General features: G+C 74.1%; 12 protein-coding genes and 1 rRNA gene. All 13 read left to right on the top strand.

Annotated elements, in window-relative coordinates; all coding sequences use genetic code 11:
• Nucleotides 1–36: 36 nt before the first annotated feature.
• Nucleotides 37–1,791, top strand: coding sequence for a 2-isopropylmalate synthase (locus tag MT994_RS13710; protein WP_354806719.1), 1,755 nt, complete (start codon nt 37–39; stop codon nt 1,789–1,791).
• A gap of 502 nt (nt 1,792–2,293) precedes the next feature.
• Nucleotides 2,294–3,388: an N-acetyl-gamma-glutamyl-phosphate reductase gene (argC, locus tag MT994_RS13705; RefSeq protein WP_354806718.1), complete on the top strand. Its 1,095-nt coding sequence runs from the start codon at nt 2,294–2,296 to the stop codon at nt 3,386–3,388.
• A complete protein-coding gene (gene argJ / locus MT994_RS13700; RefSeq protein WP_354806716.1) occupies nt 3,385–4,596 on the top strand; it encodes a bifunctional glutamate N-acetyltransferase/amino-acid acetyltransferase ArgJ in 1,212 nt (403 codons plus the stop codon). Before argC ends, argJ begins: the two co-directional genes overlap by 4 nt.
• Nucleotides 4,593–5,579, top strand: coding sequence for an acetylglutamate kinase (argB, locus tag MT994_RS13695; RefSeq protein WP_021482919.1), 987 nt, complete (start codon nt 4,593–4,595; stop codon nt 5,577–5,579). Before argJ ends, argB begins: the two co-directional genes overlap by 4 nt.
• Before the next feature lie 50 nt (nt 5,580–5,629).
• On the top strand, nt 5,630–6,937 hold the full coding sequence (locus tag MT994_RS13690) for an acetylornithine transaminase (RefSeq protein ID WP_354806917.1): 1,308 nt from the start codon (nt 5,630–5,632) through the stop codon (nt 6,935–6,937).
• On the top strand, nt 6,937–7,872 hold the full coding sequence (gene argF, locus MT994_RS13685) for an ornithine carbamoyltransferase (RefSeq protein ID WP_043655535.1): 936 nt from the start codon (nt 6,937–6,939) through the stop codon (nt 7,870–7,872). The genes MT994_RS13690 and argF overlap by 1 nt, the downstream gene beginning before the upstream one ends.
• Entirely contained in the window at nt 7,869–8,405 is a 537-nt protein-coding gene (locus MT994_RS13680; RefSeq protein WP_043655538.1) for an arginine repressor, read from the top strand. The genes argF and MT994_RS13680 overlap by 4 nt, the downstream gene beginning before the upstream one ends.
• A gap of 87 nt (nt 8,406–8,492) precedes the next feature.
• Complete coding sequence (locus MT994_RS13675) at nt 8,493–9,722, top strand: argininosuccinate synthase (protein ID WP_021483324.1); 1,230 nt, start codon at nt 8,493–8,495, stop codon at nt 9,720–9,722.
• Nucleotides 9,719–11,173, top strand: coding sequence for an argininosuccinate lyase (gene argH, locus MT994_RS13670; RefSeq protein ID WP_354806713.1), 1,455 nt, complete (start codon nt 9,719–9,721; stop codon nt 11,171–11,173). The genes MT994_RS13675 and argH overlap by 4 nt, the downstream gene beginning before the upstream one ends.
• Nucleotides 11,174–11,219: 46 nt before the next feature.
• On the top strand, nt 11,220–11,894 hold the full coding sequence (locus tag MT994_RS13665) for a uridine kinase (RefSeq protein ID WP_354806712.1): 675 nt from the start codon (nt 11,220–11,222) through the stop codon (nt 11,892–11,894).
• A gap of 100 nt (nt 11,895–11,994) precedes the next feature.
• Entirely contained in the window at nt 11,995–12,711 is a 717-nt protein-coding gene (locus MT994_RS13660) for a DNA-3-methyladenine glycosylase (protein WP_354806710.1), read from the top strand.
• Between the two features lie 155 nt (nt 12,712–12,866).
• Nucleotides 12,867–14,126 (top strand): tyrosine--tRNA ligase, encoded by a 1,260-nt coding sequence (tyrS, locus tag MT994_RS13655; RefSeq protein WP_354806708.1) that lies wholly within the window; start codon nt 12,867–12,869, stop codon nt 14,124–14,126.
• Nucleotides 14,127–14,742: 616 nt separating this feature from the next.
• A 16S ribosomal RNA gene (locus MT994_RS13650) occupies nt 14,743–14,833 on the top strand; the annotation flags it as partial.

The raw sequence follows: 14,833 nt of genomic DNA, 5'->3' as shown, positions 1-14,833 counted from the left end.
GCCCCGCCACCTCGGGGCTCCAGCCGAAGGACCGCCATGACCGTCTCCACCACCCCCGCCCGCACGGACCGCCCCGCCGCCACGACCACGCCCTCGTGGAACCGGCAGCGCCCGTCGCCCATGCCGTCGTCCCGCTACGCCGACGTCCACGCCCGTGTCGACGTGCCCGACCTGCCCGACCGCCGCTGGCCGAACCGCCGGCTCACCCAGGCGCCGTTGTGGGTCCCCGTCGACCTGCGCGACGGCAACCAGGCGCTCGCGGAACCGATGGACCCGGCGCGCAAGCGCCGCTTCTTCGAGCTGCTCGTCGCGATGGGGTACACCGAGATCGAGGTGGGCTACCCGTCGGCGTCGCAGACCGACTTCGACTTCGTGCGCCTGCTCGCCGAGACCGACCTCGCGCCCGAGCACGTGACCGTCGTCGTGTTCACCGCCGCGCGCGCCGACCTGATCGCGCGCACGGTCGAGTCCGTGCGCGGGCTGCGCAACCCGGTCGTCGTCCACGTGTACACCGCCACGGCGCCCGTCTGGCGGGACGTCGTGCTCGGCCGCGACCGCGAGGAGCTCGCCCGGCTGATCACCGACGCCGGGGCCGACGTGCTGCGCCACGCCGGCGACGATCCGCGCGTCCGGTTCGAGTTCTCGCCCGAGGTGTTCAACCTCACCGAGCCCGACTACGTGCTCGACGTGTGCGACCGCATGACGACGCTCTGGGACGCGACGCCCGAGCGGCCCGTCGTCCTCAACCTCCCCGCCACGGTCGAGGTCGCGACGCCCAACGTCTACGCCGACCAGATCGAGTACATGGACCGGAACCTCGCGCGGCGCGAGGGCGTGATCCTCTCGGTCCACCCGCACAACGACCGGGGCACCGGCGTCGCGTGCGCCGAGCTCGCGGTCCTCGCGGGCGCGCAGCGCGTCGAGGGGTGCCTGTTCGGCAACGGCGAGCGCACCGGGAACGTCGACCTCGTGACGCTGGGCCTCAACCTGCACGCGCAGGGCGTCGACCCGATGGTCGACTTCTCCGACCTCGACGCGATCCGCGACGTCGTCGTGGCGTGCAACCGGATCGACGTCCACCCGCGCCATCCGTACGTGGGCGACCTGGTGCACACCGCCTACTCCGGCACCCATCAGGACGCGATCCGCAAGGGGATGGCGCGGCACCGGGCCGACGCCGCGGCGGCCGGCCTCGACCCCGCGGCCGCGCCGTGGCGCGTGCCGTACCTGCCGGTCGACCCCGCGGACCTCGGGAGGTCGTACGAGGCCCTCGTGCGCGTGAACAGTCAGTCCGGGAAGGGCGGCGTCGCGTACGTGCTGCAGTCCGTCCACGGCCTGGACCTGCCCCGGGGCCTCCAGGTGGACCTCGCGCGCCGCGTCCAGGAGCACGCCGACGCCGCCGGCGCCGAGGTGACGCCCGACGTCCTCCTCACGCTGTTCGACGCGGCCTACGCGCGCCCCGGCGCCGTCGCGCCCGTCGCATGGACGAGCCGGCGCGCCGACGACGGGACGGAGCACCTCGACCTCGAGGTCACGGTCGACGGCGAGCGCGTCGCCACGTCCGGGGCGGGCACCGGCGCGGTCGACGCCCTCGTCGACGCGCTGGCCCGCCTCGGCCGCCCGGTGGAGGTCCTCTCGCTCACCCAGCAGTCCGTCGGCAGCGGGAGCGACGCGACCGCGGTGACCTACCTCGAGCACCGCGGCCCCGACGGCACCCCGCGCTGGACCGTGGGTCGTGACGCGTCCGTCCTGGGAGCGGCCGTCCGCGCGGTCTGCGCGGCGACGGACTGAGGCCGGGTTCGCGGGTCTGCAGGGATCTACGGCCCGCGGGGTCGGGTTCGCGGGTCTGCAGGGATCTACGGCCCGCGGGGTCGGGTCCGCGGTGGGGTCGGACCGTGCGCTCGGACTGGCGCACCGTCGCCCTGGTCTTCGGGGCGGAGGTCGAAGGAGTGCGCCTTGACGTCCTTCGCGCACGGTCCGACCCCGCCGCTCGTCCTGTCCCGCACCGCACGACCCGGATCAGGTCGGGCGATCCGGTCCGGCCGTCCCGTCCCCTCGGTCCCGGACGTTCCGCTGAGAAGCGAGAAGTGGCCCCTCCGAGCCCTGCTCGCGGGGCCACTTCTCTCTTCTCGTCACCGCATGTCGGCGCGGACGAGTCCGGCGGACCGGCCGCAGGGCCGGAGACCGATGCCGAACCGCGGACGCGACCCGCGGGCCGGTGACCCCACCGACCCGACCCCGCGTACCGTGGGGCAGGACCTCCGGCCCGACCGTTGCATAAGTATGTATAGTGATGCATATGACGATCAGAGTCGCGGTCGCGGGTGCGTCCGGGTACGCGGGCGGGGAGACGCTCCGCCTGCTCGCCGGGCACCCCGAGGTGGAGATCGGCGCCGTAACGGCGCACAGCAACGCGGGCACGCTCCTCGGCGAGCACCAGCCGCACCTGCGATCCCTGGCCGACCGCGTCCTCCTGCCGACGGCGGTCGAGCACCTCGTGGGGCACGACGTTGTCGTCCTCGCGCTGCCGCACGGTGCCTCGGGCGAGATCGCGGCGCAGCTCCCCGACGACGTGCTCGTGCTCGACCTCGGCGCGGACCACCGGCTCGAGTCCGCGGCGGACTGGTCGGCGTTCTACGGCTCCGAGCACGCGGGCACGTGGCCGTACGGGCTGCCGGAGCTCCTGCTGACGAACGTGCCGGGTGCCGCGGCGACCGAGACCCGGCAGCGTGAGCGGCTCGCCGGTGCGCGGCGCGTGGCCGTCCCCGGGTGCAACGTCACGGCTGTCACGCTCGGCATCCAGCCGGGCGTCGCCGCCAGGCTCGTCGAGGGCACGGACCTCGTCGCGGTGCTCGCCAACGGGTACTCGGGCGCGGGGAAGTCGCTCAAGCCGCACCTGCTCGCGTCCGAGGCGATCGGGTCGGCGCAGCCGTACGCCGTCGGCGGGTCGCACCGGCACATCCCGGAGATCGCGCAGAACCTGCGGGCTGCCGGGGCCCCGGCCGTGAGCATCTCGTTCACGCCGACGCTCGTGCCCATGTCGCGCGGCATCCTCGCCACGGTGACGGCGCGCCTGTCCGACGACGCCGCGCGCCTCGACCCCGCGGCGCTCGACGCGCGCGTCCGCCAGGCCTGGGAGGACGCGTACGTCGGTGAGCCGTTCGTCCGCGTGCTGCCCGCGGGGCAGTGGCCGACGACGGCGATGACCCTCGGCGCGAACACCGCGCTCGTCCAGGTCGCGGTCGACCACGCGGCGGGCCGCGTCGTCACCGTCACGGCGATCGACAACCTCGTCAAGGGCACCGCGGGCGCCGCGGTGCAGTCCATGAACATCGCGCTAGGCCTGCCGCAGACGGCGGGCCTCACGACCGAGGGGGTCGCCCCGTGACCGTCACCACCCCGCAGGGCTTCCGGGCCGCCGGCGTCGCCGCCGGGCTCAAGTCCACGGGCGCTCGCGACGTCGCGCTCGTCGTCAACGACGGGCCGCTCGACGTCGCCGCGGCCGTCCTCACGACGAACCGGGTGTTCGCCGCGCCGGTCGCCTGGACGCGCCAGGCCGTGCGCGACGGGCGCGCGACGGCCGTCGTGCTCAACTCGGGCGGCGCGAACGCGTGCACCGGGCCGGAGGGCTTCGCCGACACGCACCGGACGGCGGAGCACGTCGCCGACGTGCTGGCCACGTCCGCGGGCGACGTGCTCGTCTGCTCGACGGGCCTCATCGGCGTGCGGCTGCCCATGGACGCGCTCCTCGCGGGCGTCGACGCCGCCGCGGCGGCGCTCGCGGACCCGGTCGCCGCGGTCGACGGCGGCGGCGACGCCGCGCTCGCGATCATGACGACGGACACCGTGCCGAAGACGGTCGCGGTGGTCCGCGAGGTCACGGACGCCACCGCGACGGACGGTGCCGCGACGTGGTCCGTGGGCGGCATGGCGAAGGGTGCGGGCATGCTCGCGCCGGGCCTCGCGACCATGCTGTGCGTGCTGACGACGGACGCTGTCGTCGACGCCGCGACGGCCGACGCCGCGCTGCGGGCCGCGACCCGCACGACGTTCGACCGCGTCGACTCCGACGGCTGCATGTCGACGAACGACACCGTGATCCTGCTCGCCTCGGGCGCGTCCGGGGTCGAGGTCGGTCTCGACGCGCTCACCGACGCCGTCACCGAGGCGTGCGGGTCGCTCGCGCGCCAGCTCGTCGCCGACGCCGAGGGTGCGAGCCACGACGTCGCCGTCACCGTGGTGAACGCGTCGAGCGAGGACGCCGCGGTCGCCGTCGCGCGCGCCGTGACGCGGTCCAACCTGTTCAAGGCCGCGATCTTCGGCAACGACCCGAACTGGGGCCGCATCGTGTCCGCCGTCGGGACCGTCTCCGAGGACGTCGCGCCGTTCGACGCACTCCTGCTCGACGTGTCGGTCAACGGCGTCCAGGTCTGCCGGGCCGGGGGAGTGGGCGAGCCCCGCGAGCTCGTCGACCTCACGGCCGAGCGCGAGGTGCGCGTCGAGATCGACCTGCACGCCGGCTCCGCGAGCGCGACCGTCTGGACCAACGACCTCACGCACGACTACGTCCACGAGAACAGCGCGTACTCCTCATGAGCGACCCCACCACGCCCACGCCCCACCCGGACGACGCCGCGTTCGACACGCGCACCGACCTGCGCCCCGAGCAGAAGGCCGAGGTGCTCGTCGAGGCCCTGCCGTGGCTCGAGGAGTTCGCCGGCGCGCTCGTCGTCGTCAAGTACGGCGGCAACGCCATGGTCGACGACACGCTCAAGGCCGCGTTCGCCGAGGACATGGTGTTCCTGCGCCGCGTCGGGCTGCGCCCGGTCGTCGTGCACGGCGGGGGCCCGCAGATCTCCGCGATGCTCGACCGGCTCGGCATCGAGTCCGAGTTCCGCGGGGGCCTGCGCGTCACGACGCCGGAGGCGATGGACGTCGTCCGCATGGTCCTCACCGGCCAGGTCTCGCGCGAGCTCGTCGGACTCATCAACGCGCACGGCCCGTACGCCGTCGGGCTCTCGGGCGAGGACGGCGGCCTGCTGCAGGCCCAGCGCCGGCACGCGACCGTCGACGGCGAGCCGGTCGACGTCGGGCTCGTCGGCGACGTCGTCGAGGTGCACCCGTCCGCGGTCCAGGACCTGCTCGACGCCGGCCGCATCCCCGTCGTGTCGACCATCGCCCCCGACCTCGAGGACCCGACCCAGGTGCTCAACGTCAACGCGGACACCGCCGCCGCGGCGCTCGCGGTCGCGCTCGGCGCGAAGAAGCTCGTCGTCCTGACCGACGTCGAGGGCCTGTACACGTCGTGGCCGGACCGCGGCTCGCTCGTCGCGCAGATCACGCGCTCGGAGCTCGCGGCGCTCCTGCCGTCGCTCTCGGCGGGCATGGTCCCCAAGATGGAGGCGTGCCTGCGCGCCGTCGAGGGCGGGGTCCCCGCGGCGACGGTCATCGACGGCCGCGTGCCGCACTCGACGCTGCTCGAGGTCTTCACCACCCAGGGCAACGGGACGATGGTCGTCCCCGACGCCGCGGGCGCGCCGGCGCCCGCGCTCACCACGACCGCCGGAGGGGCCGCGTGAACGCGCTCGACCACCCGACGGGCGCGCCCGCGCCCGCACCGACGACCACCGTGACGGCCCCGGCCGACGGCTCCGTCGCGCAGTGGACCGACCGCTACGCCCACGCGGTCATGGACACGTTCGGCCCGCCGCAGCGCGTCCTCGTGCGCGGCGAGGGCGCGTACGTGTGGGACGCCGACGGGAAGCGGTACCTCGACCTGCTCGCGGGCATCGCGGTCAACGCGCTCGGCCACGCCCACCCGACGCTCACGGCGGCGGTCTCGGCCCAGCTCGGCACGCTCGGGCACGTCTCGAACTTCTTCGGCACCCCGACGCAGATCGCGCTCGCCGAGCGCCTGCTCGCGCTCGCGGAGGCGCCCGAGGGGTCGCGCGTGTTCTTCACGAACTCGGGCACCGAGGCGAACGAGGCGGCGTTCAAGATGACGCGCCGCACGGGCCGCACGCGGGTCCTCGCGCTCCAGGGCGGCTTCCACGGGCGGACGATGGGCGCGCTCGCGCTGACGTCGAAGGACGCGTACCGCGAGCCGTTCGAGCCGCTCCCCGGCGGCGTCGAGTTCGTCGCGTTCGACGACGTCGCCGCGCTCGAGGAGGCCTTCTCGCCCGCGGCCGTGGCGGCCCGCGGCGAGGTCGCCGCGCTCGTCGTCGAGCCCGTGCAGGGCGAGGCCGGCGTGCGCGCGCTCTCGCCGGGCTACCTCGTCGCCGCGCGCGAGCTCACCGCGCGCCACGGCGCGCTCCTCGTCCTCGACGAGGTGCAGACCGGCGTCGGGCGCACCGGCTCGTGGTTCGCCTATCAGCAGCCGGAGGTGGGCGGCGGCGTCGTGCCCGACGTCGTCACGCTCGCCAAGGGCCTCGGCGGCGGGTTCCCCGTCGGCGCGGTGGTCGCGTACGGCGAGCGGGCGGCGACGCTGCTCGGCCGGGGCCAGCACGGGACGACGTTCGGCGGCAACCCTGTCGCGGCCGCGGCGGCGCTCGCGACGCTCGGGGTGATCGAGCGCGACGGGCTCCTCGAGAACGTGCGGACCGTCGGGGCGCTCCTGCGCGACGGCATCGCCGGTGCGGGGAACCCGCTCGTCGCGGGCGTGCGGGGCCGCGGGCTCCTGCTCGCCGTCCAGCTCACACGGCCCGTCGCGGCCGACGTCGCGCGCACGGCGCTCGACGCGGGCTTCGTCGTCAACGCCGTCGCGCCCGACGCGATCCGGCTCGCGCCGCCGCTCGTCCTCACGCCCGACCAGGCGCGCGACGTCGTCGCGTTCTTCGCCGCGGTCGCGGTCCCCGACGACCCGGCCGGCGTACCCACCGTCCCCGCGACGGGCACCACGTCAGCCCCCACGACCGACCCCACGACGAGGAGCTCCTGATGGCCCCCCGGCACTTCCTGCGCGACGACGACCTCACGCCCGCCGAGCAGCGTCAGGTCCTCGAGATCGGCCTCGCGTTCCGCGACGACCGCACGTTCCGCCAGCCGCTCGCCGGACCGCAGGGCGTGGCCGTCCTGTTCGACAAGCCGACGCTGCGCACGCAGCTCTCGTTCGCGACGGGCATCGCCGAGCTCGGCGGCTTCCCGGTCGTCGTGGACGGCCGGCTCGCCCAGGTCGGGGTGCGCGAGTCCGTCGCGGACGTCACGCGCGTCCTCGACCGGCAGGCGTCCGCGATCGTGTGGCGCACGTTCGGCCAGGACCGGATCGAGGAGATGGCGGCGATCAGCCGGGTGCCCGTCGTCAACGCGCTCACCGACGACTTCCACCCGTGCCAGATCCTCGCGGACCTCCTGACGATCGCCCAGCTCCGCGGCGGGACGGGGGCGCTCGCGGGCCAGACGCTCGCGTACGTCGGCGACGGTGCGAACAACATGGCGCACTCCTACCTGCTCGGCGGCGCGACCGCGGGCCTGCACGTGCGGGTCGGGACGCCGGACGGGTACCCGCCGCACCCCGTCTTCGTGGCCGACGCCGAGCGGATCGCGGCCGAGACCGGCGGCTCGGTGCTCGTCACGTCCGACCCGGTCGAGGCCGTCGCGGGGGCGGACGTCGTCGCGACCGACACGTGGGTGTCGATGGGCGACGAGGCGGAGGCCGAGGACCGCGCCCTGCCGTTCGTGCCGTACCAGGTGAACGACGAGCTCCTCGCGCACGCGCAGCCCGACGCGATCGTGCTGCACTGCCTGCCCGCCTACCGCGGCAAGGAGATCACCGCCGAGGTGATCGACGGCCCCCGCTCGGCCGTGTGGGACGAGGCGGAGAACCGGCTGCACGCGCAGAAGGCGCTGCTCACGTTCCTCCTGGAGCGGTCGTGACCGAGGCCCGCACGGCCACGACGAAGACGGCGCGCCACGCGCGCATCGCCGAGATCGTGCGCCGCACCGAGATCCACTCCCAGGCGGAGCTCGCGCGCGAGCTCGAGCGCGAGGGCCTGTCGGTGACGCAGGCGACGCTCTCGCGCGACCTCATCGAGCTGCGCGCGGAGAAGGTGCGCGGCGCCTCGGGCGCGCTCGTGTACGCGGTGCCGGGGGAGGGCGGGGACCGCAGCGTGCAGACCGCGGAGTCGCCCGAGTACCTCGCGGCCCGGCTCGCGCGCCTGTGCTCGGAGATGCTCGTGTCCGCCGAGGCGTCCGCGAACCTCGTCGTGCTGCGCACGCCTCCCGGTGCCGCGAACTACCTCGCGTCGGCGATCGACCACTCCGTGCTCCCGCACGTGCTCGGCTGCATCGCGGGCGACGACACGATCCTCGTCATCGCGCGCGACCCCGACGGCGGTGCGGACCTCGCCCGGCGCTTCCTCGAGCTCTCCGGACCCCACGGCGGGCCCGTCCCCGGCACGCCGGACTGACCGCCGTCGGCCCACGCCCGGCGCGGCCGCGGCGCCCTGCGAGACTGGACCCCGGACCCCACCCGCACGTCACAGAAAGAGACCGTCATGACTGAACGCGTCGTGCTCGCCTACTCGGGCGGCCTGGACACGTCGGTGGCCATCGGCTGGATCGCCGAGGCCACGGGCGCCGAGGTCGTCGCCGTCGCGGTCGACGTCGGCCAGGGCGGGGAGGACCTCGAGGTCATCCGGCAGCGTGCCCTGGACTGCGGCGCCGTCGAGGCGTACGTCGCCGACGCGCGCGACGAGTTCGCGGCGGAGTACTGCATGCCCGCCCTGCGCGCGAACGCGCTGTACCTCGACCGGTACCCGCTCGTCTCGGCGCTGTCGCGCCCGGTCATCGTCAAGCACCTCGTGCGCGCGGCGCGCCAGTTCGGCGCGACGACCGTCGCGCACGGCTGCACGGGCAAGGGCAACGACCAGGTGCGCTTCGAGGTCGCGACGACGTCCCTCGCGCCCGAGCTCAAGACCATCGCCCCCGTGCGCGACCTCGCGCTGACGCGCGAGAAGGCCATCGAGTACGCGGAGAAGCATGCGCTGCCCATCGCCACGACGAAGCACAACCCGTTCTCGATCGACCAGAACGTGTGGGGGCGCGCGGTCGAGACCGGCTTCCTCGAGGACATCTGGAACGCGCCGACCAAGGACGTCTACAACTACACCGACGACCCCACGTTCCCGCCGGTCGCGGACGAGGTCGTCGTGACGTTCGAGCAGGGCGTCCCGGTCGCGCTCGACGGCGTAGCGGTGACCCCGCTGCAGGCGATCCAGGAGATGAACCGCCGCGCGGGCGCCCAGGGCGTCGGGCGGATCGACATCGTCGAGGACCGGCTGGTGGGCATCAAGTCGCGCGAGGTCTACGAGGCGCCGGGCGCGATCGCCCTCATCGCCGCGCACCAGGAGCTCGAGAACGTCACGCTCGAGCGCGAGCAGGCCCGCTTCAAGCGCGGCGTCGAGCAGCGCTGGACCGAGCTCGTCTACGACGGCATGTGGTTCAGCCCGCTCAAGCGCTCGCTCGACGTGTTCGTCGACGACACCCAGCGCTACGTGTCCGGCGACGTGCGCCTCGTGCTGCACGGCGGGCGCGCGACCGTCACGGGCCGGCGCTCGGAGGCGAGCCTCTACGACTTCAACCTCGCGACGTACGACGAGGGCGACTCGTTCGACCAGTCGCAGGCCAAGGGATTCATCGAGATCTACGGTCTCACCGCGAAGCTCGCCGCCGCGCGCGACGAGAAGTTCGGCAACGGTGTGGACCTCGGGACGGGAGCGCTGTGAGCACGCACGACGACCAGGACGGCACCGCCGTCGAGCCGACCGAGACGGCGCGCGTCAGCCTGTGGGGCGGCCGGTTCGCGGGCGGCCCCGCCGACGCGCTGGCCGCGCTGAGCAAGTCCACGCACTTCGACTGGCGCCTCGCGGGCCAGGACGTCGCGGGCTCGAAGGCCCACGCGAAGGTCCTGCACGCGGCCGGCCTGCTCGACGACGACGAGCTCGACGGCATGCTCGCCGCGCTCGAGCGTCTGCGCGAGGACGTCGCGTCGGGCGCGTTCGTCGCGGCCGCCGCCGACGAGGACGTGCACACCGCGCTGGAGCGCGGGCTCATCGAGCGGGCCGGGCCCGAGCTCGGCGGCAAGCTGCGCGCGGGCCGGTCGCGCAACGACCAGATCGCGACGCTCACGCGCATGTACCTGCGCGACGAGGCACGCACGATCGCGCGACTCGTGCTCGACGTCGTCGACGCGCTCATCGAGCAGGCCGCCGCGCACCCGGGCGCGGCCATGCCCGGCCGCACGCACCTCCAGCACGCCCAGCCGGTCCTCCTCGCGCACCACCTGCTCGCCCACGCGTGGCCGCTGCTGCGCGACGTCGACCGGCTCATCGACTGGGACGTGCGCGCCGCGCGCTCGCCGTACGGGTCGGGGGCGCTCGCGGGCTCGTCGCTGGGCCTGGACCCGGCGACGGTCGCCGCCGAGCTCGGGTTCGACGGCCCGGTCGAGAACTCGATCGACGGCACCGCGTCGCGCGACGTCGTCGCGGAGTTCGCGTTCGTCGCCGCGATGCTCGGGGTCGACCTCTCGCGCCTCGCGGAGGAGGTCATCCTCTGGGCGACGAAGGAGTTCGGCTTCGTGCGCCTGCACGACTCCTACTCCACGGGGTCGAGCATCATGCCGCAGAAGAAGAACCCGGACGTCGCCGAGCTCGCGCGCGGCAAGGCGGGCCGCCTCATCGGCGACCTGACGGGCCTGCTCGCGACGCTCAAGGGCCTGCCGCTCGCGTACAACCGCGACCTCCAGGAGGACAAGGAGCCGGTGTTCGACCAGGTCGACACGCTCGAGGTGCTCCTGCCCGCGTTCTCCGGCATGGTCGCGACCCTCGAGTTCGACACCGACCGGATGGCGTCGCTCGCGCCGCAGGGGTTCTCGCTCGCGACGGACGTCGCCGAGTGGCTCGTGCGCGAGGGCGTGCCGTTCCGCGTCGCGCACGAGGTCGCGGGCGCGTGCGTGCGCGCGTGCGAGGAGCGCGGCATCGAGCTGTGGGACCTCTCGGACGACGACCTCGCGTCCATCTCCGAGCACCTCACGCCGGGCGTGCGCGACGTGCTGAGCGTCGAGGGCTCGCTCGCGTCGCGCGACGCCGTGGGCGGCACCGCCCCGGTGCGGGTCGCCGAGCAGCTCGAGGCCGCGAAGGAGCGCTCGGCCGAGTACCGCTTCTGGGCCCAGGACTGACGGTGCCCCGGCTCGCGGTGCGGCACGCGTGCCCGGCGGCGCGGGCGTGAGCGTCGGTCCGGACGTCCTCGCCGAGCTCGTCCGCCGGGTGCGCGACGCGGTCCCGCGCCTCGGTCCGCCCGGCCCGGACGCGGTCGCCGCGGGGGAGCGGACGGCGTCGGGCACGTGCCTCGTCGTGGTGGACGGGCCCGCGGGCTCGGGCAAGACGACCCTCGCCGCCCAGCTCGGGGACGCGCTGCCCGCCCAGGTGCTTCACATGGACGACCTCTACGAGGGCTGGCGCGGGCTCGAGCCCGCCTGGGCACGGCTCGACGCGTGGGTGCTGACGCCGCTCGCCGCGGGCCGGGCCGGTCGGTACCGCCGGTACGACTGGCACCTCGACCGCTTCGCCGAGCGGCACGACGTCCCGGCCGCGCCGTACCTCGTGGTCGAGGGCTGCGGGGCGGGGCGGCGCGAGGCCGACCAGGTCGCGGCGCTGCGCGTGTGGGTCGAGGCGCCGGACGACGTCCGGCTCCGGCGCGGCCTCGACCGGGACGGCGAGGACCAGCGCGACCACTGGCTCGCGTGGATGGCCGCGGAGCGCGAGCACTACCGCCGCAACGCCACGCGCGAGCGCGCGGACGTCGTCCTCGACGGGTGGGGTCGGCTCGTGCGCACCGGGCGGACGGCGCCCGGCCCGGGCCCGACCGCGCCCGACCCGGACGTGGGCGGCGAGGCGTAGATTGCCCGGGACGGGAGGTGGTGGCATGCCGGCGGAAGCCTGGACTGACACGGCGACGGACACGGCGACAGACACTGCGGGGAGTGCGGCGACGGGCACGGTGACGGGCACGGCGGCGGGCACCACGACGGGTGCCGCGACGGGGACGAGCGAGGTCGGGGGCGCGCGCGTCGTCGGGCCCTGGGACGCACCGGCGCGCGGCTGGTACGCGCGTGACGTGCACGAGGTCGCGCGCGACCTCCTGGGCGCCCTGCTCACGCGGCGCAGCGCCGAGGGCGACGTCACGCTGCGGATCACCGAGGTCGAGGCGTACGACGGCGAGCGCGACCCGGGCTCCCACGCCTTCCGCGGGCGCACCGAGCGCAACCGCGCCATGTTCGGCGAGCCGGGCCGCCTCTACGTCTACCGCCACCTGGGCCTGCACCACTTCGTCAACGTCGTGTGCGGGCCGGTGGGCCGCGCGTCCGCCGTCCTGCTGAGGGCCGGGGAGGTGACCGACGGCGTCGGGCTCGCCCGGTCCCGCCGGGTCGCCGCGGGCCGGTGCGACTCCGACCGTCAGATCGCGCGCGGTCCGGCGCGCCTCGCGGTCGCGCTCGACCTCGACCTGCGCCACTACGGCGCGGAGCTGACGGACCCGGACGGCGAGCTCGTGCTGCACCGTGCGACCGACGGGCCGCACCGGCCGCCGATCGCCACGGGACCACGCGTCGGCGTGTCGGGCGACGGCGGGGACGGCGAGCTGTTCCCCTGGCGCTACTGGCTCGCGGGGGACCCGACGGTGTCCGCCTACCGCCGCGTGAGCGCGCGGTCCCGCTGAACCGGGGCCGTCGACCCGCGGCACCACGGTCCGGCGCCGCCCGCGAGGTGGGCGGTGGCCGGGCGACGGCGTCCGGCACGGCAGACTAGGACCCGCGGCCCGGACGGGGCCGCACCCTCGTGCCCGCACGGCGGGCACTCGACGAAGGAGCAGAAGTGAGCGACGTTCTCGACGAGCTGCAATGGCGAGGCCTGGTGGCGCAGTCCACCGACGAGGCCGCGCTGCGCGCCGCGCTGGCCGAGGGCCCGATCACCTATTACTGCGGCTTCGACCCGACGGCGCCGAGCCTGCACCACGGGCACCTGGTCCAGCTCCTGCTGCTGCGCCACCTCCAGCTCGCCGGCCACCGGCCGATCGCGCTCGTGGGCGGCGCGACGGGCATGATCGGCGACCCGCGCCAGTCGGGGGAGCGGGTGCTCAACTCGAAGGAGACGGTCGCCGACTGGACCGAGCGCCTGCGCGGCCAGGTCTCGCGCTTCCTGGACTTCGAGGGGGAGAACGCGGCGCGCGTCGTCAACAACCTCGACTGGATCTCGGAGATGTCGGCGATCGACTTCCTGCGCGACGTGGGCAAGCACTACCGCCTCGGCACGATGCTCGCCAAGGACACGGTGGCGCGCCGCCTGAGCTCGGACGAGGGCATCAGCTTCACGGAGTTCAGCTACCAGATCCTCCAGGGCATCGACTTCCACGAGCTCTACCTGCGCCACGGGGTCACGCTGCAGACCGGCGGGAACGACCAGTGGGGCAACCTGCTCTCGGGCGTCGACCTCATCCGTCGGACGGAGGGCGCGTCGGTGCACGTCATGACGACGCCGCTCATCACGAAGGCCGACGGCACGAAGTTCGGCAAGACCGAGGGCGGCGCGGTCTGGCTCGACGCCGACATGATGAGCCCGTACGCGTTCTACCAGTTCTGGCTCAACGCGGCGGACGACGACGTCGTGCGGTTCCTGAAGATCTTCACCTTCCGCTCGCGCGAGGAGATCGCGGAGCTCGAGGCCGCGGTCCGGGAGCGGCCGGGGGCACGGGAGGCGCAGCGCACGCTCGCCGCGGACGTGACGACGCTCGTGCACGGGGCGGCGGCGACCGACGCGGTCATCGCGGCGAGCCAGGCGCTGTTCGGGCGTGGCGAGCTCGACGCCCTCGACGAGCGCACGCTCGAGGCGGCGGTCGCCGAGCTGCCGCGCGCGACGGCGCAGGTCGGCGACCCGGTCGTCGACCTCCTGGTGGCGTCGGGCCTCGTCGCGTCGAAGGGGGCAGCACGTCGGGCGGTCGCGGAGGGCGGCGCGTACGTCAACAACGTCAAGGTCACCGGTGAGGACGCGACGCTCGGGGCCAACGACCTGCTGCACGGACGGTTCGCGCTCCTGCGCCGGGGCAAGAAGACCCTCGGGGTCGCCGTCGCCGGCTGATCCGGAGGGCGAGGGACAGGAGGGGCCGGGCCGCGTCGAGCGGTGCCGGCCCCTCCTGCGTCGGGTCCCGCGAGGGCGGCACGGAGCGGATTTGGCACTCCCGCGGAGCGCGTGTAGTGTTCTCGACGTTCGCCCGGCAGGGAGGAACGGACACCGGGTCTCGATCATCCGAGACGGTGGCTGGTCCCCCGGGCGGTCCCCTCGAAGATCGGCAGGGTGCTTCGCGCGCCCTGAGGATGTTTCGGGGCTGCTGGCTCCACGGCCGGCCCTCCGCGCTCGGAACACCGAGTTGGAAGGGACACCGAGGATCTGGTAGATTAGAGAAGTTGCCCCAAGCGAGGTTCTGCCCGGTCGGGTGGTGCTGAGTTGGTGTGTGTCGGTTGTTTGAGAACTCAACAGTGTGCTTGTTAGTCAATGCCAAATTTTTTGTCCCTGTGGCATGGCTGGCCTGGTTGCCCGTCCGGGTGGTTGGGTTGGTTGTGTCTGGGATTCCTTTGGTTGATTTCGGAAGATGATGTCATCTTTCGTGTTGATGCCAGTTTTGTGAACCCTGTTGGGGTTCGCTTCGTATGGATTGTTCACTGCCGGGGTTTGTCCTGGTGGTGGGCGTTGTTCATTTACGGAGAGTTTGATCCTGGCTCAGGACGAACGCTGGCGGCGTGCTTAACACATGCAAGTCGAACGATGATGCCCAGCTTGCTGGGCGG

Origin of the sequence: Cellulosimicrobium sp. MI9406, from assembly GCF_040595865.1 — a bacterium.
Lineage (GTDB): Bacteria > Actinomycetota > Actinomycetes > Actinomycetales > Cellulomonadaceae > Cellulosimicrobium > Cellulosimicrobium funkei.
Note: the sequence above shows the minus strand (reverse complement) of the source record. Positions and strands in the feature narration are given on the sequence as shown.

Coding starts and splice junctions, on each gene's coding strand:
- argC (WP_354806718.1), top strand. CDS start 2,294: ATGCATATGACGATCAGAGTCGCGGTCGCGGGTGCGTCCGGGTACGCG.
- argF (WP_043655535.1), top strand. CDS start 6,937: ATGGCCCCCCGGCACTTCCTGCGCGACGACGACCTCACGCCCGCCGAG.
- MT994_RS13710 (WP_354806719.1), top strand. CDS start 37: ATGACCGTCTCCACCACCCCCGCCCGCACGGACCGCCCCGCCGCCACG.
- argB (WP_021482919.1), top strand. CDS start 4,593: ATGAGCGACCCCACCACGCCCACGCCCCACCCGGACGACGCCGCGTTC.
- MT994_RS13675 (WP_021483324.1), top strand. CDS start 8,493: ATGACTGAACGCGTCGTGCTCGCCTACTCGGGCGGCCTGGACACGTCG.